The organism is Psychrobacter sp. NPDC078631 (assembly GCF_050268165.1).
GTDB lineage: Bacteria > Pseudomonadota > Gammaproteobacteria > Pseudomonadales > Moraxellaceae > Psychrobacter.
Genome location: NZ_JBNNGG010000001.1, coordinates 1007039 through 1031499, shown reverse-complemented (window position 1 = coordinate 1031499; position 24461 = coordinate 1007039). Strand labels below are relative to the sequence as shown.

Sequence of the window (24461 nt, the reverse complement as noted above, 5' to 3'; positions counted from 1 at the left end):
TGGAAATCTCCTAGAGGTAAAGGAAGTTGGAGTAAAAGAATTTCCCAAAGCAGTTCGATTCCTGTATAGCGCACCGAACATAATCTCATAACAGGTCTTATAAAAAATTAATTTATTATCAACAGCCGATCGAGCAAAAGCCACCGCAACTACCTATTTAACTAGGCAGCTTTGGTGGTTTTTTAGGTTTCGGTAAAGGTGTTTTTGCGTCACCAGTCTGCTTATCATCAGAGTCAGTATGGTGTGGCTCATCACTAACAACATCATTATCAATCGTACTTATCGTTTTGGTGGCCTTGTCGTATTGGATATCATCGGTATAAGGAACGCTGTTTAGTTCGTCATCGACTAAACCATCGTCCAAATCCATTACCTTTTCAGGAGAGTTATACGGCTGCGTATGCCCATCTGTCGGCTGCTTTTCATAGTTGATATCGGTATTCGTCTGGGAATGTTGAGCATCAGCATGTTTAGATTCAGGCAGTATCCTAACATCAGACAGACGCCTTACCACATAATTACTTGGTATAGATTTGCCATTTTTTTGTGCGGAAGTATCATCAAATATCATGTGACCCTGACTATCGATACGCGCATATTTCATTGGCTTATCACGTGGCCAGAAAAAGTCAGACGGATGACTAATAATATGGCCAAATACCAGCTTTGTGAGGCGACTCCATTCAAAAAAGCGAACTTCTTTAGAACGTAGGGCGACAAACAGTGCCAGTGAAAAGCTAACGATTAAGTTGACCAGACCAATAAGTGCCACGCCAAGTATAGAAATTAGGATGAGACTCCAGCTGATGTCATCAGCAGATATATTGAATAGCCCGTGTGCCAAGTTTGCTGAAGCAAAGGCAATGTGACGAATATCAATTGGTAAGCCGAAGATATAGCCAATAGTCGCAGTACTACCTAAGAACACCCCGAATAAGAAGTTACCCATGATAGCGCCCAAGTTGGCCTCTATAAAGCCGCCTAAACGCTGAAGCCATGAACTAGGTAGTATGTATTTTAATAATTTGTGACGTTGTATACGTGCGCCTACGTTGTTATAAACTGCCAAGTTGTCGTAATAACCGGCAATCAAACCAGATAAGAACAGGTAAACCCCAGCAATGGCAGCATGGGGCAGTGCTAATGAGTGGAACGGGTCGAGATCATGTAGCAAGTGTCCTGCTTTCTCAGTGTCAATCATTGGCGCGCCAGTATATTGCAACCAAGCAAAAGATATGATCAAGGCGACGGGTACGGCCAACATGACATTACCCATGATAGCGATAAACTGGGTACGCAAGATATCGACGACCAATTCTGATAGCTTAGTCAACTGATGTGATTTTTTGCCAGAGCCTTCAGATATGGTAGAAGCGATTGCAGCAGCGGTCATGGCTGGCTGCTTGGTAGCGACTGTACCGCGAATAACATGAATAAATACGAAGCCCAAACCATAGATCATACTGTTGATGAACGCGCGACCCATGGGTGCGAGCGCTAAGTGATAAGCCAGTATTTTTATGGTTGCCATAAATGCAATGATAAAGCCACCAATAGAGGCTTTTTTGAGCATCTTTTGATAGCCGGCTTTGTCGGTACTAATATAATGCTCACCGACGCGGCTGGCATTTTCTGTGACTTTGCGAGAGAGCAGTTTGGTATTGTTATCAATCAAATAACCAATACTATAGCGCTGATTGGCCGTAGTGATGAGCGCCTGTATCAGTTCGATAACAGCGCGATCTCGCTTTTGATTATCGTCTGTGACCAGCTCAGTCAAAATCCGCATACGCTGCAAGCTTTGATCTAAACGCAGCATCATATTAGTCAAACGGATAGAGATACCAGTTTTATAAATCCGCTTGCGTACGGTAGCGACGATATCTTCGCACTGCTCTAGCATGACCAATAATGGCGCGGGATCGACTGCTTGCTCGGGCGTGATATCTGTCAAGGTATCAAGCTCATGTGCTTGACGATATTGATTGACGAAGAGTACGGCTTCTTGATTTTGGGCAACGAAAGATGCGGAATAGTTCAGTATCTGCGGATAGGACTCCATCAAATCAGGATGCAAGCCGATACCGCTGATGCGATAAGACAAAATGATAATGGCGTTTAAAATACTGTTTTTTGCGGTAGCGACTAGATTTAAATGTTTCTCTTCTACGCGAACCAGCTCAACCAGTTTGTCCCATTTTTCCTTTTCAATATTGGCAAGCCAACGTTCATCAGAGCGTTTATTAAATAAGTAGCCCACCAGTTCAACGACAGAGTCATCTTGTGGTAGTAATGGTAAAAACCGATGACCAATTAACCGGCGTAAACTGTTAAAGAACCCTTGATCGGACATGATGCCAGTATCGGTATAGAGCGCAATTTGTCGATATTGGATAATCAGTTTTAGCACAAAACTAGATAGCCCATCTCCATATTCTGGATGCTGATGTATGATATCAATAAGGGATTGAATTTTTTCGTTGGCCAATGCAGGTTCTTTATCACTGACTCGTAGCTCATCAATCAAGCGTTTGAGTACCGCAGGATCTGGCACGTCGCTCAAGGCGGTAATCTGTTGTAAAATGCGTTTTAATTCTGACACGTCGCACCCTTTATCATGGTTGTTTCAATCGTTTTTATTATTTAAGTTGGTATAAGTGGTTGAGTAATGTTTGCCAATCGTTCAATCGTAGTCGAGCGACATCTTGTCTTGCGTTATTTTAATCGGAACTGCCTATTGATATTGAATTATTTTGTTAGCAGTTATTTTGACAAAAAAAAGGACAGTAACACGACTGTCCTTTTAATCAAGGTATTTTAGGTTAGTTTTAAAGCTAGCTTAGCTTGCAGGAACGTCAAAATAAGCAAGATCAAAGTTCATCATTGGGTCACTACCAGCTTTGACCATTTGTGCATGAGCATCGATACGCGGTAAGACACGACCAACGAAATAGTCCGCAAGCTTGGCTTTGTTGGTATAAAACTCACCTTCTTTGCCATTAGCAGCTTCTACCATCAATGCAAACATGTATGAATAGGCAAGGTAGCCAAACGCATGCATGTAGTCAACCGCACAGCCATTGATTTCATTTTTGCGTTCGCCGATGTTGTTAAGCACAGTGGTGGTTAACTCTTCGATGGTATCCGCTGCATTCAACGTAGCTTGTTTGATAGCGTGGTCTGCTTGCATGTTGCTAACAAAGTCACGAATCTCACCCAAGAAATGAGTGACGTACTTACCGTTGTTACGAGCAACTTTACGACCTAACAAGTCAAGCGCTTGAATACCGTTGGTGCCTTCATAAATCTGCGCAATACGGGTATCACGAACGATCTGCTCCATACCCCATTCGCGGATATAGCCATGACCACCAAAGACTTGCTGACAATCAACAGTGGCTTCCAGTGCTTTATCAGTCAGGAACGCTTTAGCAACTGGTGTCAGTAGGGCAACACGAGCTGCAGCCGCTTTGGCTGACTCAGGATCGGTACTAAACTTCTCTTCATCAAGATTTTTGGCAACATACATCGCAAAACAGCGCGACGCTTCAGTGTTTACTTTGGCGTTCAATAGCATACGACGGACGTCAGCATGGTGAATAATAGCGTCAGCAGGTTTTTCTGGGCTTTGTAGCTGGGTATCGCTACGGCCTTGACCGCGGTCATTGGCATATAACGCTGCATTTTGATAGGCAAGCTCAGAACCACCAAGGCCTTGCAAGCCCATAGTGACACGCTCATAGTTCATCATGATAAACATTGATGATAGACCAGTGTTTTCCGCGCCAACCATCCAGCCTTTAGCATTATCAAAGTTCATGACACAAGTCGCAGAGGCTTTGATACCCATTTTGTGTTCGATAGAGCCTACCGCTAACGTATTGCGCTCGCCTAAGCTACCATCTGCATTGACCAAGAATTTTGGTACGACAAATAGTGAAATGCCTTTTGAACCTTCTGGTGCATTAGGTGTTTTTGCCAATACCAAATGAATGATATTGTCAGTAAGGTCGTGCTCACCACCAGTGATAAAGATTTTGGTGCCAGAGATATCATAGCTACCATCATCATTAGGCACAGCTTTGGTTTTGATAATACCCAAATCAGTACCAGCATGCGGCTCTGTCAAGCACATGGTGCCAGCCCATTCGCCGTTGTACATTTTTTCTAGATAAGTTTGCTTTTGCTCTTCAGAGCCAGCTGCATTTAAACAAAGTGTCGCACCGACTGTTAGGTTTGGATACAGAGCAAATGATTGGTTGGCAGTGAAAACCATCTCTTCGGTGAGCATGGTAACCATTTTAGGGAAGCCCTGACCACCGTATTCAGCATTACCGCTTAAACCAACCCAGCCTGACTCAGCATATTGCTTATAGGCTTCTTTGAATCCTGTCGGAGTCGTGACGACGCCATCACCTTCGAAAGTTGCGCCTTCTTCATCACCGCTACGGTTAATAGGAAGTAGAATGTTTTTTGACAGTTTTCCCATTTCTTCTAAAATCATATCGACAGTTTCCATGTCGACATGAGCCAAGTTTTCGTTGTTTTGCCAAAACTCTGGCGCTTTGAATACGTCATTTAAGATAAAGCGCATGTCATTAAGAGGGGCATTATAAACAGCCATAAACATTCCTTTGGTTCAAATAATTAAAATTGAAGTTGTTAAGATTATCAACTGTTCTCTTGGTATAACCTTAGCGATTAATAATCAAAGTTTAACAAATAAGCTTGTGAGCGAGTGTATTTCTTCGTGAATTGTGCGTACACCAAAAGTTAGCAGCGGCTATTGAAGTGCTTATAGACACCTTGCTGATAACTATAATGTGAGAAGGTAGACAGGTCGGTGCTTATAGATAGTTGCTACTGTCAAAACTATGTTGATAGTCGTCATAAGCACCCGCAAAACAAAGCGGCAACACACCGAAGTATATTGCCGCTCAGATTATACGATTACGAAGTTTAGCGCTTTAATTAAAAGGCAAACTGATCAACGTCCATGCTCATGTATGGCTCTACACCAGTGCTGATACGCTGTACGTGCGTAGTAGTACGTGGCAATAGCTTAGCAAAGTAGAACTGAGCCGTTTTAACTTTAGCGTCATAGAATGCTTTTTCGCCAATACCGTTTGCGATAGCAGTCTGAGCAACCAGTGCCATACGCGCCCATAAGTAGGCTAGGGTGACATAACCGCTGAAATACATATAGTCTACTGCAGCGCCGCCGACAGCATCTGGCGTTTCAGTTGCTTGCATGCCAATGCGTGCAGTCAAATCGCCCCATTCTTTAAGATGCTTGGCAAGTGGGCGAATGAACTGACCCATTTCGTCGTTTTCTTTGTTTTCTTCACAGAATTCTTGGATAACGTTTACAAAGTTAGCAAGTAGCTTACCTTGTGAACCCAAGACTTTACGACCTAACAAGTCAAGCGCTTGAATCTCTGTGGTACCTTCGTATAAGCAAGAAATGCGTGTATCACGTACGTTCTGCTCCATACCCCATTCGCTAACGAAACCATGACCACCATAAACCTGAATACCATGGTTGGCAGCTTCTAGACCTGTTTCAGTCAAGAACGCTTTAGCAATTGGTGTCAGTAGTGACAACATTTGATCAGCAAACTTCAACTCTTCGCCTTCGCCTTTTGCGACGGTATCTGCAAAATGTGAGAGATAATAAACTAGCGCACGACCGCCTTCAGCAAAGGCTTTTTCCGTCAATAGCATGTTACGAACAGCTGGATGTACAATGATAGGATCAGCCGCTTTTTCTGGTGCTTTCGTACCTGATAGTGAACGCATTGCTAAGCGGTCTTTTGCGTAAGTCAATGAACCTTGGAATGCATACTCTGCTGCAGTCAAACCTTGCACGGCAGTACCGATACGTGCCACGTTCATAAAGGTGAACATGCACTGTAGGCCGCGGTTTTCAGGTCCAATCAAGTAACCCGTTGCACCATCGAAGTTCATGACACAAGTTGCAGAGGCCTTGATACCCATTTTGTGTTCGATAGAGCCACAAACGACATTGTTGCTTTCGCCAACGCTACCATCTGCGTTTACCGTCATTTTAGGAACGATAAATAGTGAGATACCTTTGGTGCCAGCAGGTGCGCCTGGTAGACGAGCCAAAACAATGTGGATAATGTTATCAGTTAGGTCATGCTCACCTGCAGAGATAAAAATCTTTTGACCCGTGATGCTATAGCTACCATCTTCTTTAGGCTCAGCTTTGGTACGGATAATACCCAAGTCAGAACCCGCATGCGCTTCAGTAAGACACATGGTGCCTGACCATTCGCCAGTGACCATTTTTTCTAAATAGGTTTGTTTTTGCTCGTCAGTACCATGATGCTCGATGGTTTGAATAGCACCATGTGATAGGCCAGGGTACATAGAGAATGACCAGTTAGCCGTACCAACCATTTCATTGATGACAGTAGATAATGAGAACGGCATGTTTTGACCGCCAAAATCTTCTTCAGCAGATAAAGCAGGGAAGCCAAGCTCACAATACGCGTCATAAGCTTCTTTAAAGCCTTTTGGCGTGGTGACCTTACCATTATCAAACTTACAGCCTTCAGCATCACCGCTTTGGTTCAATGGTGACAGTTCGTTTTCAGCAAAGCTTGCAGCCATTTCAAATAGGCTGTCCATTAGCTCACGGTCAGCTTCTTGGAACGCAGGCAAAGTTTTGTAGTGGCTTTCACTATCGAGTAGTTCATGCATAACGAATTGGATATCACGTAAGGGCGCTTTGTATTGCATAACTTCCTGTCCTTTTTGTAATGTAACCGAGTATAGCCAATAATGAGCATATGGTCGCACTATCCTCTAGTGCGTTATTCTTACCTAGCCAGTCTGGAAATCTAAATAAATGATAAACAGTAAAGCAGGTCAACCATGCTATCGATTACATAAAATAGTGTTAAAAAGAGTGGTGATTGTCAGAGTCAAAGAAAGATTAAATGTGCTCTAACAAATTCACTATAAAAGATAGGCTTTCATAGGTGATTATACAAGTTTGGTGACAGGACTGATAAGTCATGAACCTATCTTGCATCGGTTATGCAATCGACGTTAGGCGCTAGGAAGCAGCAGCATTAAGCATATGAAAACTCTAACGTTACTAAGACAGATAGTCCTTTATATGATTAGTATTAACGTGACAAAACGACAGCCAAAAAAATAGCGTTCGCCATAAAGACAAACGCATCGGTATAAATTACAACACTATTTGGTAGAACCGAGCCTGTAAGTTATTTCACAGATATAAACGTAATAAACATTAAACATGCTCATATGCTAGGAGTCTGAACATAGTAGCTTATGGTTAATAAGTTATAGCGAATAGCTTAGCATTTACTCAGAAGTGTTTTGTTTAATCAGCATAGCAGTGGCGACATCAGCAGCCACGGGTTTGCTAAACCAATAGCCCTGACCAATTTTGCAACCCATATCTAACAACACATCGCGCTGCTGCTCAGTTTCGATACCTTCAGCGACGACTTGCATGTCTAAAGCGACTGCTAAGTCTAAAATGGCTTTTACAATCGCGTGCTGGGTACGATCGGTTTCAATATTGGAGATAAAGCTCTTATCGATTTTGATAAAATCAAATGGGTATTCTTGCAAGTAGCTCAATGACGCATAACCAGTACCGAAATCATCGAGCGCTAGACGTACGCCAAGCTCTCTAAGCGAGTTAAGCTGTTTTTTTACATTATCATGACGCTGAATCAAAGACGACTCGGTCACTTCGATATGCAATTGATGGGCAGCAACGTCATTTGCTGTCAGTAGTGTGCTCACCATATCAAAGAAGTCAGGATGGCTAAATTCCGCGGCATCAGCGTTGATACAGACGTGTTGATGAAACCCTTGCTGTTGCCAAACGGCTAGTTGTTTGACGATTTTAATGGCCAGTTGCGAAAACAAATCAAAGGAGAGCTTGTGCGCGATAATGGCATTAATAAAATGAACAGGTTTGAGCAATCCGCGAGTAGGGTGTTGCCAACGTACCAATGCTTCAAAACCTGTGATAGCCCCAGTCTCTAATGAGAACTTTGGCTGATAATAAGGAACGAGTTGACCTTCAAGGGTAGCAGTCCTAAGCTCAGACTCTAGCTCTAAGCTACCAGCGGTGGCGCTTTCAATGGCTTCATCGTACCAGCGAATATCATCGCCACCATGCTGCTTGACATAGTCCAATGCTTTTTCTGCCTTGGTCAATAAACCGGTTACTTCGTTATCGTCTTTTGGAAAACAGCTGACACCTACAGAAATATGGTAATAGATATTTGCATCTGTCGCATGGCTCTTATCAGTAGAGAAGGGGCGTTCACACATTTGCATGAGTGTGTCTAGTTGATGACGTACCATATTGGCATCTTTAACTTCAAACAATAGCGCAAAATCATCACCACCAAAGTGAGAAAAGGAGCGTAAATTATGCAGCTTGAGCTTTTCGATTTCTTCTACAAAGTTTTTTATTAAGTCATTGGCACCATCAGGCCCTAATAAGCTGGCGAGATTGCGATAACGATCAATATTTAAGCGTACAAGGACAACCTCTTGGTAACTATCCAATAGCATGTCACTTGTCTGACTCAAAAACACCTTGCGGTTAGGGAGACCCGTAAGCTGATCATAGTTGAGTAAATGCGCGACCTGTTTTTGGTCTTTGATAACGGATGACATGTCACGCAGCATACCGACATGGTAGGCCGTCTGTTCGACATAAATCTTGCGATAAGTGACATGACAATCAATAGGTTCGCCATAACGATTGATCATCGAAAAATCAAGTTCGTAAAATCCATGACTGTCTAGGTTTTTACTGATGTCTTTCAAGATCAGCTGCTCTGCTTCTGATAAAAACTCAGCAGCATAAATACCAAGTGGCCGACCAACCAAGAACTCTTCTTTGTAGCCAATCATAAGCTCATAACTGGCATTAACCGCTAAATAACGTAAATTATCATCTAATACAAATATGGCGTCTTCAAGCTGTTCACATAGCGTACTCATCAACTGCTGCTTGATTGATACTGGAATAGTGTCAAAATTGCTCATAATAGTGGCTCACAAAAGATAAGGGCTTATAAAAATAAGAACTGCATTATCAATTTATTAACATTGAGTTGGTATCGCGTTTTACTGTGTACGATACAGAACAGACTTTATTTTGACTATAAGCATAAAAGATAAAAACTACGATAGTCATACTAGTACTTATCAGTTTTTACTAGGTGCTTAAGGCATGTAAAGTAGCTAACGCTACCACTGGTGCAGTTTCGGTACGCAATACTCTTGTGCCGATTTGCCAAGGCTCAAATCCAACATTCTGTGCCTGCTGACATTCATCTTGACTCAGACCACCCTCAGGCCCGATCAACAGTTTGATATAAGGGGTCTGTTGTTTGAGAATGTCAGATAGAGTGTTAGGCATGGCAGGTTGTCCTGCTGCTGGTACACTCATTTGCATACATAGATCTGGAGCGTTTGCTAATACTTGATAGTAAAAATCATGACTAAGCACAGAAACGATAGAACTGACAGCCATTTGCGTCTTTGTAACGTCAGTAGCCATAGCCTCAGTAGTCTTAGCATCAGAATTGGTATTGCTTAGCCATTCGTTGATAGATTGTGGCGCAAGAATAAGAGGCGGACGATTAAGACCACATTGTTCACAAGCGGCAATCGCTACTTGTTGCCAATGCGCCAGTTTCTTTTCAACTTGAGCAGGTTTCAATGTGACTTCACCATGATGGCTGCTGAGCAACTGAATAGCAGTCACTCCAAGCTCAGTTGCTTTTTGAATAGCATAATCCATACGCTCACCGCGGCTCATTACCAAACCAATCTGAGTGATAGTAGGCGGCGTACGATCGTCGTCTATATGTGTAAGCAAAGTAGCAGTGGCATTTTTTTTACTGATTGCCTGTAGCTCTACTGTATATTCGCCGCCAAATCCATCAAACAAAATCCCTTGATCACCAGTACTTGCTCGTAGTACACGGCACCAGTGATGGACAACACTATCGGGTAATTCGACATTGCTACCTAGTGGCAACTCACCCAGTTTAGGTAGTGATGAGGCATCAGCATTGTCGTTGTTAACGGCATAAAAAAAACGTCGCACGTGGTCTTATTCCTATTATTTAATTGAGTATAGTTATTATTAGATCTATAGAATATCACTTGAGACAATTAATGACATTTGTTTTATGAGAATTTTTCTTAATAAAGATAATTATTTTTAGAGCAGCATTATTACACAGTGAAGAAATTTTTAAAAATCAAATAAGATAAAGTTTATGAGTAAGACTGTAAAGGACTATTGGTCAAAATTTTGACAATAAAAAACCGGCGCTCCTAGAAGCGCCAGTCATTAACAATGTATTCAGGAATGATTAAGGGATATTCTAGAATGCTTACAAATTTAAGCAGTCAATCCCAATGCTTCTACCAAGCGTTTGTTTGGCTCAACTTTGTTCATGCTATAAAAATGCATAGCAGGTACGCCCTCGGCAATCAAGCGTTCACACAAGCGATAAACCACATCAAAGCCAAATTCACGAATAGCCTTACTATCGTCACCAAAATCCGTCAACTGCTTACGTACATAGCGCGGAATATCGGCGCCACAGCTATCAGCAAAACGCAAGAGATTGCTTGAATTGGTAATTGGCATGATACCAGCGACCAAAGGCTGAGCTATTGTATCAATACCGCGTTTCTCTAACTTATCACGCAAGTACAGATAGCTGTCAGCGTTGTAGAAAAACTGAGTAATCGAGGCATTGGCACCAGCTTGGTATTTATTTACCAAGTTATCAATATCAAACTCAAAGCTACGCGCTTGTGGGTGCATTTCAGGGTAGGAGGCCACTTCGATATGGAAGTGATCACCTGAATGCTCACGAATGTATTTTACCAAATCTACCGCAAATGGTAGTTCACCCATGCCCACCTGACCTGATGGCAAGTCGCCGCGTAGCGCTACTAAGCGTCTAATACCTAAAGTCTTATAATACTCGAGCAATTCAGCGATTTCAGCTTTGTCATCGCCAATACAAGACATGTGCGGCGCGATTTCAGTGGTACCACGCGTACTTAGTGCCTGTACGATATCTAAGGTGCGGCTACGGGTTGAACCGCCCGCACCATAAGTTACCGAGAAATAAGCTGGTGATAACTTATTAAGCTCATCATAAGTGCTGAGAAGCTTTTCGTGACCTTGCTCGGTCTTTGCAGGAAAGAACTCAAAGGAGAAAGCAGGCTTACTCACAGTCAGGCTCCTTTTAGTATTTATAAGCGTCAGGCTTGAATGGACCTTCAACTGGCACACCCAAATATTCAGCTTGCTTTTGGGTCAGCTTAGTTAGCGTACCGTTAAAGCCTGCAACCATCGCAGCAGCTACTTCTTCGTCTAACTTCTTAGGCAATACTTTTACGTATAGGTTGTCAGTACGTTGGTCAGCTGGCAGGTCGGCGAATTTTTCTTCGAACAGATACATTTGAGCCAATACTTGGTTGGCAAATGAGCCGTCCATAACGCGTGATGGGTGACCAGTTGCGTTACCTAGGTTTACTAGGCGACCTTCAGCAAGCAAGATCAAATAATCGTTCTCATCGTCTGAGCGGAAGATTTGATGAACTTGTGGCTTGATCTCAACCCAGCGCCAGTTATCACGCATAAACTGAGTGTCGATTTCGGTATCAAAGTGACCGATGTTACATACCACAGCACCAGGCTTAAGAGCTGCTAGCATATGTCTATCACAAACATGGTAGTTACCAGTGGTCGTGACGATCATGTCAGTGTCTTCAAGCAAGCGTTTGTTGATGTTGTCTGCGCCGCCAGTGTTGTCACCATCGATGTATGGTGATAAGACTTCAAAACCGTCCATACATGCTTGCATAGCACAAATAGGGTCAACTTCTGAAACACGTACAATCATGCCTTCTTGGCGTAAGCTTTGTGTAGAACCTTTACCTACATCGCCATAACCGATAACCAAAGCGCGGCGACCAGCAAGGAACATATCGGTGGCGCGTTTAATAGCATCGTTTAAGCTATGACGACAGCCGTATTTGTTATCGTTTTTAGACTTGGTAACCGCATCGTTGACGTTGATAGCTGGTACTTTAAGCGTACCTTTACCAAGCATTTCAACCAAGCGATGAACGCCAGTGGTGGTCTCTTCTGAGATACCATGGATGTTATCAAGAAGCTCTGCATAATCGCTGTGAATCAAAGCAGTTAAGTCACCGCCGTCATCCAAGATTAAGTTAGCATCCCAAAGTTGGCCTGACGCTTCGCCGCCAACATGTACTTGCTGACGTAGGCACCATTCATACTCTTCTTCTGTTTCGCCTTTCCAAGCATAAACAGAGATACCAGCAGCAGCAATTGCAGCAGCAGCATGGTCTTGAGTTGAGAAGATGTTACATGATGTCCAGCGTACTTCAGCACCTAGCGCGACTAGTGTCTCGATAAGTACAGCAGTCTGAATGGTCATGTGGATACAGCCAGCGATTTTCGCGCCTTTAAGCGGCTGGTCTGCTTCGTAGCGACGACGCAAGCCCATTAGGGCAGGCATTTCGGCTTCAGCAAGGGTGATTTCACGGCGGCCGTAATCAGCAAGGCTGATATCAGCGACTTTATAGTCAGTGAAAGAGGGGTCGATCGTATGGGCAGATGGTGTAGTAGACACTGCGTCCATAATATGCTCCTATCAGTGGTTAACGAATGATAAAAAGAATAAAAACGCAGGTGCCGTTGTTTGCGCTGTGAGCGACCAAAAGCATGGTCTTTCGACAGTTAACCGAGCCTAACATAACCTGTGATTGCATAACTTTAGAATGTTAATGCAGTAAGTCACTGTTATGGCGCAACACCTCTCGGAGGTCGTTATTGTAATAGATGAGTGGTTAATTGTCACCTATTGACTGAGATAAATGACAAGCAATCATGGCATAAGTACCTGTATATTTTTCATAGGTATAAAAAAGGCCACCTGTAGATGACCTTTTATATTGTTTGCAATAGATACTATATTAATTTATGACTGGTTTAGTACCAATCATAGGTTAAAGAGCCAAAATAGCTAGTGCCTTCGGTAGCGTACTCATTACCGAATTGGCTGGCAAGGGTATAATCTTCATCAGTAATATTATCAACGCGTAAGTTAGCGCGCAGATTGGATGTGATATAGGTGCTTCCACTTAAGCTAAGCAGCGTATAGCTATCAAGTTCATTATTTTCGGTTGTAAGTCTATCATCACTATATTTTGCCTCGAGACGCATATCGAACGTAGGCTGCTGATATCCGATATAAACTAAACCACTATTTTTAGGACGGTAGGGCAGTTGTTGATCAAAGTTGACATCATTTTTGGTTTTGTTCTTCGCGTCTAAATAGTCATATCCTAAGCCAAATACAAACGAGCTAATGCGCCAGTCTGAAGTCAAACTTAAGCCTTTGATTTGTGCCTTACTCGTATTAGTGGCATTGCTAATGAAATCATCAACGTCAGTATGATAGCCAGTTAGACGGGATATTTGATTGCCTTTATTGTACTCTACAAACACTTCCGTATTTTTACTGGTCTCAGGCTTTAAGTCAGGGTTGCTGTAACCAGGGTAGTATAAATCGTTGAAGGTAGGCGCGCGAAACCCTGTCGCATAGCTTGCACCGATACGCAAACCATCTAATGGACGTATAGCGGCACCTATGTTGTATGTGTCCTCATTGCCATATTGTGAATTGTCATCGACGCGATAATTGGCTTGTAGGTCATAAGTATCTTCTGATAATTGATAGCCAACGAAACCACTTTTAACGGTTCTATCTTCGGGATCGTAAGCAGTTTGAGTGGCAGGGGCAGGATAACCTGAAAAATCTAAAACATCAGATGCATCTAATTTCTGTGATAACCACTCTGCGCCAATAATCACGGTACCAGGTTGTGCATTAATACTTGTTTCTGAACGTGCCTGCTGTTGAATAGTATCAAATTGACTACCATCTTGATAATCAATAGAGTTAGCATCATGAGTAGTGGATTTATCGATGCTTTGGCCATAGCTAAATTTAGTGACAGCTAACGGTGTTTGATGCTGAATAAAAACATTGGCGCTACCATTTTTTTGATCTGAATAAGCATTTGTGAAAGCGTTACCTGCAGAGTCAATATCCGTCGTAGAGTCAGAATATAATGCACTGAGTCCAGCACTTACAGAGTCTGAAATCTTATGTTGTAACGCTAGACTGGCATTGGTAGATTTAAAACCATCATCATCAGCATTGTAATCATAAGAACTAGGGTTAGCAATCGCGTTAAAACCGTCTGTTTCGTTGCGGCTGACACCCAAACTCAATGAGGAAGTCTCATTTTTAAGCTGACCTGTTACGCCTACTTGGTAATGGTTGTTGCTACCATAACCCACGGTCGTTGAAACGTTAGATTGTTCTACGTTATTGCCTTTAGTAAATATTTGAATGACACCGCCCATCGCGTCAGAACCATAAATACTAGAACCTGATGCGCCATATAAAATTTCGATACGGTCGATTTGATCGGCAGATAATAGATTTAGTGCTGGCGCGCCTGTAGAAATAGAGCTGTAGCGGATACCATCAATGATTACAAGAACTTGCTTGCTGTCGTAACCACGCATATAAAAGTTACTAACACTTCCCATGCCACCACTTTGAGTAATGTTGATGCCTGGTTGATTCTTTAATACATCTGTTACGGTTTGACCTTGATAACGTTGCAATTCTTCTTTATCAATTACCCGTGTCTGAGCGATAATATTACTGGTCTTAGTCGGCGTACGGGTTGCTGTTACGACAATTTTATCAAGCTCAACTTGTGGTAAGTTACTATCGTCAATGGAAGTGTTTTCAGAAGTGGCTGCCATTGCAATATTTACTGCTAATAAGCCAAGCGCGCTCAAAATACTTAAACGAAGATAGGTACGTGAAGATGCACGTGATACAGACATAGTCGATTCCAAAGTAATCAAGTTAAAAATGCAGAAATGAGAGGTAACTATTATGACGTAAAAGGGGTTAAAAGTTACAAAAAACAGTATATAAGCAAAACTGTGCTCATTATCTACAAATTGTCCTGCTTTATAAACTACTTTAACCTAATGTTTATTCAGGTTAGGCTGAATGTTATTCAGGTTAGCTTGCTAAATAATTTATTAAAAATTAATTTACCTAAATATTTCATTAGCATCTTCTTAGTTTTATAGGAGAAAGCTGTCTTTAGAAATACTTATTATTAGAAATGCACATAGAGTAAGAAACCAAATACCAATACAGTTAGCTACAAAATTGCGTAATCAAAAGCACTGCTGTCATAAATAATTGTTACTATAGTATGGACGTCACCTGTCAATCTATCATGCCATTTTTAAACTAAGAGGTTTGTTTTGTCTATCAAGCATAATCTGACTCCCAGTTCTTCGCCTAATTTATTCTCTGCTATTACTAAAATGCCATTTATAGTCGCGATGCTATTACTGACTATGCTGTTGAGTATCGCCTTGCCAAATAATGCTTATGCTGTCGAGGCTGGTGCGCTTGGAGTGGGTAATGACAGTAGTGGAGAGACAGTAAGTACGCCATTGCCTGATTCGTTTGGCCGAGATACGCCGCGTCATACGGTACAAGGGTTTATCAGTGCGCTGGGTGAAAATGATTATTTGCTGGCAAGTAATTATCTCAACTTATCAAAGTCCGATAACCCAACGACCGTTGTGCGACAGTTTAAACAAGCACTGGATGCCGGAGGGCGTTTTCAGCCGGATCTACAGATTAGCAATTCACCTGAGGGTAATCTAACTGACCAACTGCCACCTAGCCAAGAAAATGTCGGTGTGATTAATATCGGCGAGCGAAGTGTTCCGCTATTGCTAGAAAGAGTGGTCTCAAAACAGAATGAGCAATATTGGCAGTTCTCTAGCGATACGCTGACCTCAGTACCAGAAGTGATAGAAAATACTGAGCCGACCTTAGTCTCGCGCTATACGGTTGACTCTTTAGATGGCAAAAAGCTTTTTGGCTATCAACTAGCTGATTTGGTCGCCGCGCTCACCATGATTGTGACTAGCTTTGTACTCACTTATGTCGCGGTATGGTTACTGTACCATTTATTGAGGATTGTCTATCCGTACTTGCGTGGTACGCCATTGCCATTACCTAATAAGGTAATATTGCCACTTTCTGTGGTCATTATGGCATTGATACTATCAGAGGTGATGGTTTATGCAGGCGTATCGGTGACACTACGTGAGCCAGTCAATCGCTTTACGGATATTGCTTCTTGGTTGGCGCTGACTTGGCTACTATTGCGAGTGATCGATGCGATATTTACCCGAGCGGTAAATCTAAGCTACAAGAAAAACTATACTGAGCGAGTCTCAATTTTGGGACTGCTGCGCAAGGTTGTCAAAGCGCTATTACTGATATTTGCAGTGATTGTTATTTTTGGCAATTTGGGTTTTGATTTGACCACTGGTATTGCGGCACTGGGTGTGGGTGGTTTGGCATTAGCCCTTGGTGCGCAAAAGACGATTGAAAACTTAGTTGGTAGTGTCGTCGTGGTGGCCGATTCACCTGTGCGTATCGGTGACTATTGTAAGTTTGGTACTTACGAAGGCACAGTTATTGATATTGGTATTCGCTCATCGCGTGTACGGACCTTGTCGCGGACGATTGTTACGGTACCAAATGGTGATTTTTCATCGATGCAGATCGAAAACTTTACCTCTCGCGATATGTTTCGTTTCTTCCATTACTTATATATTAAGCGTACCGCTGATCTTGACGTAATATTTAAAATGGTTAATGACTTGGATGAATTTATAAAAGAGCATGATTTGACCAATCAAGAATGGAATCAGGTCAATATTTTGGAGCTGCGCCAAGATTGCTATGTTATTCAGTTGCAAGCTTATGTGAATGCTATTGGTATCATTGAGTTCTATGACAAACAAAACGCTTTGTTTGTCGATATATTAAAGAAAGTCGCGAAATATAAAGTAGAACATGCATTGCCGACTCAGCAGTTGATTGTTAATCAAACGGAGCTTGAACATCATGTGGGAAGTAGCACTGATGAATCAGCAGAAGGAAATGAATCAGATAATAGTAGTAACTCTGCTAATAATGAAGTGTCTGATAACAAGGAAGTAAACACAAGCGTATACAGGAAAGATTACAACGACGATGGCATTAATATTCGTAAAGATAGCGACAAGGCTAAAAATGATGTTGCAAGTCACCACAAATTCTCTATGGCGACCGTCAGCAGAAGTGGTGCGCTTAAGGCACTCAAGCATAAAAGTCATATGCTAAGAAAAAGTAAGTTTAAGCACACTAAAAACAAATCTGGCTTTTCTATATGGAACCAGCCTTAAAAGAGACTTTTTCATCTCGAATGGCATTTAGTAATATTAGTGCTATTTTTGCCCAATCAGCTATAAAGGTACTGCGGTTTTATCATGTAATGAGCCGTAGTACGACCAAAGCAATAGACTGGCAGCGCTGCGATGAGGTGACCAGTGTTGAGTTAGGTCTTTAAGCTGCTTGGGTGTTGGGCGCTCTGCTAAGCCTAACAACTCCATGGCTGCAACTTTAATGGCCAAATCATCGACAGCGAGTATGTCTGCACGTTTTAGCGAAAATAATAAATACATCTCAGCTGTCCAGCGTCCAATGCCTGTCACGGCTGTCAAGGTTGTTATGACTTCTTCATTTGGCAAGGTTTCTAAGGCTGAAAAGTCTATATCATGATCCACTAAAGAGCGTACATAACGAGTTTTTTGCTTAGACAATCCTTGCGTCTTCAAAGTATCGTCTGTCGCTTCACGTATCGCTTGCGGGGTAATCAATTCTGCATCAACCAACCGTTTCCAAATACTGGCAGCGGCAGCTACTGATAACTGCTGACCGACTATTGCTCTCATCAACTGCTCAAACCCACCTGCGTTATGCCTAAGGTTAGGTGTGCCTACCTGCTTGTAGACAGGAGCGAACCTTGGTTCAATGGTAATTAGTGCAGCAATCTGCTTTTCGAGTTCGTTGGTGTTTTCAATAGTATGTATGCTCATAGTGATTTCGCTTTGCTAATTAGAAGGAGCTCAAGTCAATATATTAATGCAGAATGAGAAGCTAACATTAAATGGAATGTACATTAAAGAAGGCATTCATTAAAGGAAACATGGTTATAGTCTATGTCTAAACCATTGGTAAGTGATAAAAAAAGGACTGCAAATAAGCAGTCCTTTTGATGTAGTACCGTATCACTAACAGTAGACCTATTCGCCATCTGCTTTAGGTTTTTTAAGTAGTACTAGTACAGCACCGTTACCACCATCTTTTGGTGGCGCAGAGCAAAAAGCTAATACTTCTGGCAATTGACGCAACCAACCATTGATACAGGTTTTTAGAATCGCTTCGCTACCTTTACCATGGACGATTTTTACCATAGTTTCGTTTTTCTGCTTGGCTTGGCTCAATAGTTGAGTCATCGCTTCGCGTGCTTCTTCTATCGTACAGCCATGGATATCTACCGCATCATACCAGCGCAGCTTACCTTTTTTGAGCTGATCAAAGATCTTGTTTTGCAGTGTAGGCTGCTTATAAGACAAATAAGCTTCAGCAGCGACAGGGTTCAGCAGTGCTTGCATATCTGACAAGCCTGCGCCTAAATCACTGGCTTCACTACCTTGAGCTGCAGCACGTTTTGATAGTGTCGCTGCATCAGGCTTACCTGCTTTAGTTGCGCTAGCAGGTGAGCGGACATTTTTGTCTTCTAACTGATTGACACCGTGCATGGCTTGCATAAATAGAACTTTATCGTCATCGATATGTTCACTATCTAGCTGCTTAACTGTCTTTTTTACTTGTTTTTGAGTCGGTAGCGACACCGGCTCAGTTGGCTTTTGATTCTCACCTTCAGGAGAATTGGTATCACGGCCCTTGCTCAGCTGGCCTTTGAGTTCTTTGAGCTGGTCTTGCATTTCTTTTGAAAACAGAGAGTTTGACATAAAAGTTAACGTATCGTTGATTGATGAATGGTTGATTGAACAATGTCTATAGCGCAGACACTGTTCAAGCTATCGAGCATTTATTTAAGCATAAATTATTGAGTTACTTTACCCGTCTGCCGCGACGCCCGCAAGTAAGGATTGTAACGCTTGTCCTGGATGATCAGTTTTCATAAATTGCTCACCGATCAAAAAGTGCTGAATCTCATTATTTAACATGAGGCGGATATCATCACTGCTATGAATACCACTCTCGGTCACGATAAGTGGTTTTTGTTCAGCGCTATCAGCAGCGAGGGCATCGTTTAAAATATTCTTGAGATTAAGCGTGGTTTGCAGGTCCACATCAAAGGTATTCAAATCACGATTATTGATACCGTAGATATTGTGTACTGAACGTGGCAACTGTAGCGCACGCTCAAGCTCAGATTGGGTATGCACTTCTATCAATACGTCCATACCAAGTTCAATACTCAGTGCATGTAGCTCTTGTACTTGGGCATCATCTAGGCAAGCCATAATGAGTAGGATGCAGTCAGCGCCCATTAGGTAAGATTGATAGATTTGATAGACATCAATCATAAAGTCTTTACGTAATATCGGTAAGCTTGAGGTATTAGCCGCCTGAATAAGGTAGCTGTCATCGCCTTGAAAGTAATCACGGTCGGTCAATACAGACAGACAACTAGCGCCTGCTTGCTCATACTGCTGTGCAAATAGAGCAGGGGTAAAGTTATGATTGATAATGCCTTTAGACGGTGAGGCTTTTTTAATTTCAGCAATGATACCGATACCATTTTCTTTAGCGCCAGCAGCACGTAGCGCCGCGGCAAAACCTCGACGCGGTTTATCATCAGCTGCGACCTGGGCTTTCAATTCCTCTAAAGACAATGCTTCGCGAGCGGCTTTTACTTCTTCTACTTTGGTGGCGACAATGCGCTGTAGCACTGATGGTATGTCTGAATGGGTTGTGGTCATACTGGTATCCGAATATCGTTAAATGTAAATATAGTCAGAGAGCTATTAATAACTACTAAGCGGCTACGGCATTACCCTTCTTAGATATACGACTTGTGCAATCTATGGTTGGCTGCCTGATATCCGTTTTAGATTTCTTTGACTATAGACAGTATATAAATGCGTATAGATTAACCTTGAGCGACTAGCTTTTGGGTATAGTTGGCTAAAGACTCAAGTTTTAGTAAAGCATCGCCATTTTGAATAATTTTTTGTGCTCGGCTAACACCGTTAGGGTAGTTGCTGGCAAGTCCTGCGGTGTATATCGCGGCACCTGCATTTAGCGCAATCATATCACGTGCTTTAAGTACGGCACGGTCATGAGTGTCGGCCCCAGATAACGCAGCACGAATCAGCTCTAAACTTTGTGCTGGAGAGTCGACATCGAGGCCAATAAGAGTTTGAGATTCGATACCCGCATCTTCTGGCATCATGTCATAAACAGATATCTCGCCATCTTTTAGCTCAGCGACTGTGGTCGAAGTGGCAAGACTGATTTCATCAAGACCATCTTTTGCGCCTACTACCATGACATGACGTGCGCCTAAGTTTTTCATCACTTTGGCAATCGGCTCACATAGCTGCGCAGTAAATACACCGATGACTAAGTTTGGCGTGCCAGCAGGGTTGGTCAATGGGCCCAAAATATTAAAGATTGTACGTGCCTTTAGCTCACGGCGTACAGGGTTGGCATAACGCATGGCGCTGTGATGATTGGGCGCAAATAAAAACCCAATACCTTGGTTTTCGATACAGTCTTTTGCTTGCTCTGGAGTGAGCGCAAGACTGATACCTGCTTGCTCAAGTAAGTCTGAGCTACCCGATTTGGTCGAGACGCCGCGATTGCCGTGCTTAGCAACTTGTGCACCAGCTGCCGCAACAACCAATGCTGATGCAGTCGAGACATTGAACAAGTTAGCACCATCACCGCCAGTACCAACGATATCTACCAAGTAATCACAGTTCTTTGGTTCAATATTGGCGGCTAGTGCACGCATGGCGCTGGCTGATGCAGTAATCTCGTCGATGGATTCGCCCTTCATGCGCAGCCCTGTCAAGATAGCGCCCATCATGGCGTCGCTACATCTACCTTGCATGATGATGAGCATCACTTGATACATCTCATCAAAGGTTAAATCGATGTGTTGAAATATTCTACCCAAAGCTGTGGTTAACAGTTGATGCGTTTGTTCATCAGACAATTTTGTAATACTTTCTGGTGTGTGCGTTTCTTCTATTTTTGTCGTACTCATTATGGTCTCACTTACTATTATTTTTTATATGAATCTGTGTGAAATTTAGCATAGGCTTATGAAAGCAGCATTTTTTACCGACGTGATTTTAGTCAAATCTAGCCAACTTGCGGTAGCTCATCGGATGTCAGAGTAGCCAAACCATGAGTCTGTAAAAAGTTATTGAGCAATTGATAACCTGCTTCGCTCAATATCGACTCAGGATGGAACTGAACACCTTCTACAGCCATCTCCTTATGGCGAATGCCCATGATTTCCTCAATACTACCATCGGCATTTTGTGTCCATGCGGTAAGTTCAAGGCAGTCTGGTAGGCTTGTCTTGTCAATGACGAGCGAATGATAGCGCGTAACCTGTGACGGATTAGGTAGTCCAGCAAACACACCTTGCTCGTTGTGATAGATAGCGGATAAGCGGCCATGCATGACTTCGCCAGCTTTGACCACTTGACCGCCAAAGGCTTGACCGATCGCTTGATGACCCAAACAAATACCCAGTATGGGAATAATCCCTTTAAATGTCTCAATGGCTTGCAGCGAAATACCCGCACGGTCAGGGTCGCACGGACCTGGGCCAATCACAATGACATCAGGTGCGAGGGTTTTAATCTGCTCAATGCTGACCTGATCATTACGCCAGACAGTAATGTCCTGCTTTAGCTCACCGAAGTACTGTACGATATTGTACGTAAAGCTATCGTAATTATCGATCATCAAAATCATTAAGGCTTCAACTTATCAGTTTTATTATATTTTTAACATAAAATTTGTTTTCACTGTTATAGAGTTACTTGATTGCCGGACACAAGTAGCTATGACTATAACAGAGGGTGTTATTGTGCGCGGTTATCTTACCACTATTTTGTTTTCTATCAAATGTAGGGTATAGGCTATCTAAGTAACCACCAAGTAAAAACACATTTTTTATTATTGTGTTGATAACGAGGATAGTTTGCTCAGGGATAAGGTTATGAATTCAACTATTAGCATCGCACTATTAAATAGCATTTAAATAATAAATATATTTTTATTTGCACCAATTTAGTGCTTTTAGTTCTCAACTGGTGCTCTAATTAAGTGCTATTCTAAAAATTAATTTGATGGGAATTAATTAATATATAACGATATTAATCGTATAAATCACTGTAAATATTGATAATTGCATCTGCCTACAACTATATCTGGAGTTGGAGTGTCAATACATTGGCATAGCCTTTGCACTATTGCTGTTATGATTATTTTTAAAGCCCAAAAAATGGTCTAAAAATAATTATTAACAAGAGCCTGAAGAGTTCAGCATTATGAGTTGTATATTGCTAGAATGTCGTTAGGATTGAATTGGCGTATGTTAGACCATGTGCATAAATATTGGTCTGATTGAGTAAACGCTTTAGATGAGCATCTTGACTAATACGCAAAATAGTGCTGATAATAAGCATAATATCGAATGCGCTATTTTAGTATTGAGAGCACATCTGACATTCTTGGACAAGAACATCATATTAATAATTTTAAATCGCAATTACGTGATCAACACAACGGAGACTATTCATGTCGAATAAACTATTAGATCTTATCCAATCCTCTAATGCTAAATGGGTTGATTTTCGCTTTACTGATACACGCGGCAAAGAGCAGCACATCAGCTTCCCAGCGCATACCGTTGATGAAGATGTCATGGAAGATGGCAAAATGTTTGATGGCTCATCAATCGCTGGTTGGAAAGGTATCGAAGCGTCAGATATGATCTTGCGTCCTGATCCAGAAACTGCTTTTGTTGACCCGTTCTTTGACGCGGTGACTGTGGTAGTGACTTGCGATATCATCGAGCCATCAACGCTACAAGGTTATGACCGTGACCCACGTTCTATCGCACGTCGCGCTGAAGAGTATTTAAAGTCTACTGGTATCGGTGATACTGCTTACTTCGGTCCTGAGCCTGAGTTCTTTGTATTTGACGATGTTAAATGGTCAGTTGATATGTCTGGCGTTAGTCATAAAATCACGGCTGAAGAAGCAGCATGGTCGACTAACGAGACTTACGAGTGGGGCAACATGGCGCATCGCCCACGTGTGAAAGGCGGATATTTCCCAGTACCACCAATCGATAGCTCACATGATATGCGTGCTGTTATGTGTGAACGTATCGAAGAAATCGTTGGTGAAGGTTCGGTTGAAGTTCATCACCATGAAGTTGCTTCTTGCCAGTCTGAAATCGGTGTTGCATTCAACACAATGGTACGTAAAGCGGATGAAGTTCAGCAATTGAAATATGTTGTTCATAACGTTGCGCATCAGTTTGGCAAAACAGCGACCTTTATGCCTAAGCCAATCGTTGGTGATAACGGTTCAGGTATGCACGTACATATGTCAATCTCAAAGGACGGCGTAAACACATTCTCTGGTGATGAGTATGCTGGTCTGTCTGAAACAGCATTGTACTTCATTGGCGGTATCATCAAGCATGCTCGTGCGTTGAATGCGATTACTAACCCATCAACGAACAGCTATAAGCGCCTAGTTCCTCATTATGAAGCGCCTATCAAGCTTGCTTACTCAGCGTCTAACCGTTCAGCATCTATCCGTATTCCACACGTGAGCAGCCCGAAAGCGGTACGTGTAGAAGCACGTTTCCCTGATCCAACGGCTAACCCATACCTAGCGTTTGCTGCACTATTGATGGCTGGCCTTGACGGTATCCAAAACAAAATGCATCCAGGTGAAGCTGCTGACAAAAACTTGTATGACTTGCCACCAGAAGAAGAAGCACAAATCCCAACGGTTGCAGAGAGCTTAGACGTTGCACTACAAGCACTGCGTGACGATCATGACTTCTTATTAAAAGGTGATGTGTTCACTGAAGACATGCTAGAAGCGTTTATCGCTTTGAAAGAAGAAGAAGTACAACGTCTGAACGTAACTGTACACCCTGTTGAATTTGACATGTACTACAGCTGCTAATTAGTCGCTAAAGCACTCAGTTATTTTGAGTCAAAAAAACCAGCTAAGTTATTCTTAGCTGGTTTTTTTATGCGTATTAATAAAGTGTATCAGTCCAATTGCTGAATTTTCTTTGAAATTGCTGCTGATTTCAGGTCAAAACTCACGCATAATAGTTCT

15 protein-coding genes are annotated in these 24461 nt (G+C 42.3%); 2 read left to right on the top strand and 13 right to left on the bottom strand.

All coding sequences use genetic code 11. The features are described 5' to 3' along the window. Positions 1-157: 157 nt before the first annotated feature. From ACQKCP_RS04055 to ACQKCP_RS04020, 8 genes are all read right to left on the bottom strand, one after another. Positions 158-2602, bottom strand: coding sequence for a site-specific recombinase (locus ACQKCP_RS04055; protein WP_427611383.1), 2445 nt, complete (start codon positions 2600-2602; stop codon positions 158-160). Between the two features lie 237 nt (positions 2603-2839). Continuing rightward, complete coding sequence (locus tag ACQKCP_RS04050; protein ID WP_101204979.1) at positions 2840-4624, bottom strand: acyl-CoA dehydrogenase C-terminal domain-containing protein; 1785 nt, start codon at positions 4622-4624, stop codon at positions 2840-2842. 347 nt (positions 4625-4971) lie between these two features. Continuing rightward, positions 4972-6765: an acyl-CoA dehydrogenase C-terminal domain-containing protein gene (locus ACQKCP_RS04045; RefSeq protein WP_427611382.1), complete on the bottom strand. Its 1794-nt coding sequence runs from the start codon at positions 6763-6765 to the stop codon at positions 4972-4974. 594 nt (positions 6766-7359) lie between these two features. Beyond that, a complete protein-coding gene (locus ACQKCP_RS04040) occupies positions 7360-9072 on the bottom strand; it encodes a putative bifunctional diguanylate cyclase/phosphodiesterase (RefSeq protein ID WP_427611381.1) in 1713 nt (570 codons plus the stop codon). 172 nt (positions 9073-9244) lie between these two features. After that, positions 9245-10141 (bottom strand): 16S rRNA (uracil(1498)-N(3))-methyltransferase, encoded by an 897-nt coding sequence (locus ACQKCP_RS04035; protein ID WP_427611380.1) that lies wholly within the window; start codon positions 10139-10141, stop codon positions 9245-9247. 300 nt (positions 10142-10441) lie between these two features. Next, a complete protein-coding gene (gene metF, locus ACQKCP_RS04030) occupies positions 10442-11290 on the bottom strand; it encodes a methylenetetrahydrofolate reductase [NAD(P)H] (RefSeq protein ID WP_427611379.1) in 849 nt (282 codons plus the stop codon). Positions 11291-11303: 13 nt separating this feature from the next. Then, positions 11304-12728 carry an adenosylhomocysteinase gene (gene ahcY / locus ACQKCP_RS04025; protein WP_347163109.1) on the bottom strand — a complete coding sequence of 475 codons (1425 nt, stop codon included), beginning with the start codon at positions 12726-12728 and terminating at the stop codon, positions 11304-11306. A gap of 350 nt (positions 12729-13078) precedes the next feature. Beyond that, positions 13079-15016, bottom strand: coding sequence for a TonB-dependent receptor plug domain-containing protein (locus tag ACQKCP_RS04020; RefSeq protein ID WP_427611378.1), 1938 nt, complete (start codon positions 15014-15016; stop codon positions 13079-13081). A 498-nt stretch (positions 15017-15514) separates the two neighbouring features. Here ACQKCP_RS04020 and ACQKCP_RS04015 point away from each other — a divergent pair, with 498 nt between their 5' ends. Continuing rightward, positions 15515-17440 carry a mechanosensitive ion channel family protein gene (locus ACQKCP_RS04015; protein ID WP_427611670.1) on the top strand — a complete coding sequence of 642 codons (1926 nt, stop codon included), beginning with the start codon at positions 15515-15517 and terminating at the stop codon, positions 17438-17440. A gap of 60 nt (positions 17441-17500) precedes the next feature. Here ACQKCP_RS04015 and ACQKCP_RS04010 read toward each other — a convergent pair whose 3' ends face one another. The 5 genes from ACQKCP_RS04010 to ACQKCP_RS03990 all read right to left on the bottom strand — a co-directional run bounded on the left by ACQKCP_RS04010 (position 17501) and on the right by ACQKCP_RS03990 (position 22064). After that, positions 17501-18133 carry a DNA-3-methyladenine glycosylase family protein gene (locus ACQKCP_RS04010; protein ID WP_427611377.1) on the bottom strand — a complete coding sequence of 211 codons (633 nt, stop codon included), beginning with the start codon at positions 18131-18133 and terminating at the stop codon, positions 17501-17503. A gap of 207 nt (positions 18134-18340) precedes the next feature. Further along, the gene (locus ACQKCP_RS04005; protein ID WP_179798976.1) at positions 18341-19072 is read right to left on the bottom strand and encodes a Smr/MutS family protein; all 732 of its coding nucleotides are present in this window, start codon (positions 19070-19072) and stop codon (positions 18341-18343) included. A 108-nt stretch (positions 19073-19180) separates the two neighbouring features. Then, positions 19181-20050: an indole-3-glycerol phosphate synthase TrpC gene (gene trpC / locus ACQKCP_RS04000; protein WP_427611376.1), complete on the bottom strand. Its 870-nt coding sequence runs from the start codon at positions 20048-20050 to the stop codon at positions 19181-19183. A gap of 170 nt (positions 20051-20220) precedes the next feature. After that, positions 20221-21342 (bottom strand): anthranilate phosphoribosyltransferase, encoded by a 1122-nt coding sequence (trpD, locus tag ACQKCP_RS03995; RefSeq protein ID WP_427611375.1) that lies wholly within the window; start codon positions 21340-21342, stop codon positions 20221-20223. 98 nt (positions 21343-21440) lie between these two features. Next, positions 21441-22064 carry an anthranilate synthase component II gene (locus tag ACQKCP_RS03990; protein ID WP_427611374.1) on the bottom strand — a complete coding sequence of 208 codons (624 nt, stop codon included), beginning with the start codon at positions 22062-22064 and terminating at the stop codon, positions 21441-21443. 828 nt (positions 22065-22892) lie between these two features. On the opposite strand from ACQKCP_RS03990, the gene glnA reads away from it, so the two are divergent. After that, positions 22893-24302, top strand: coding sequence for a type I glutamate--ammonia ligase (gene glnA / locus ACQKCP_RS03985; RefSeq protein ID WP_057760355.1), 1410 nt, complete (start codon positions 22893-22895; stop codon positions 24300-24302). Positions 24303-24461 lie beyond the last annotated feature (159 nt).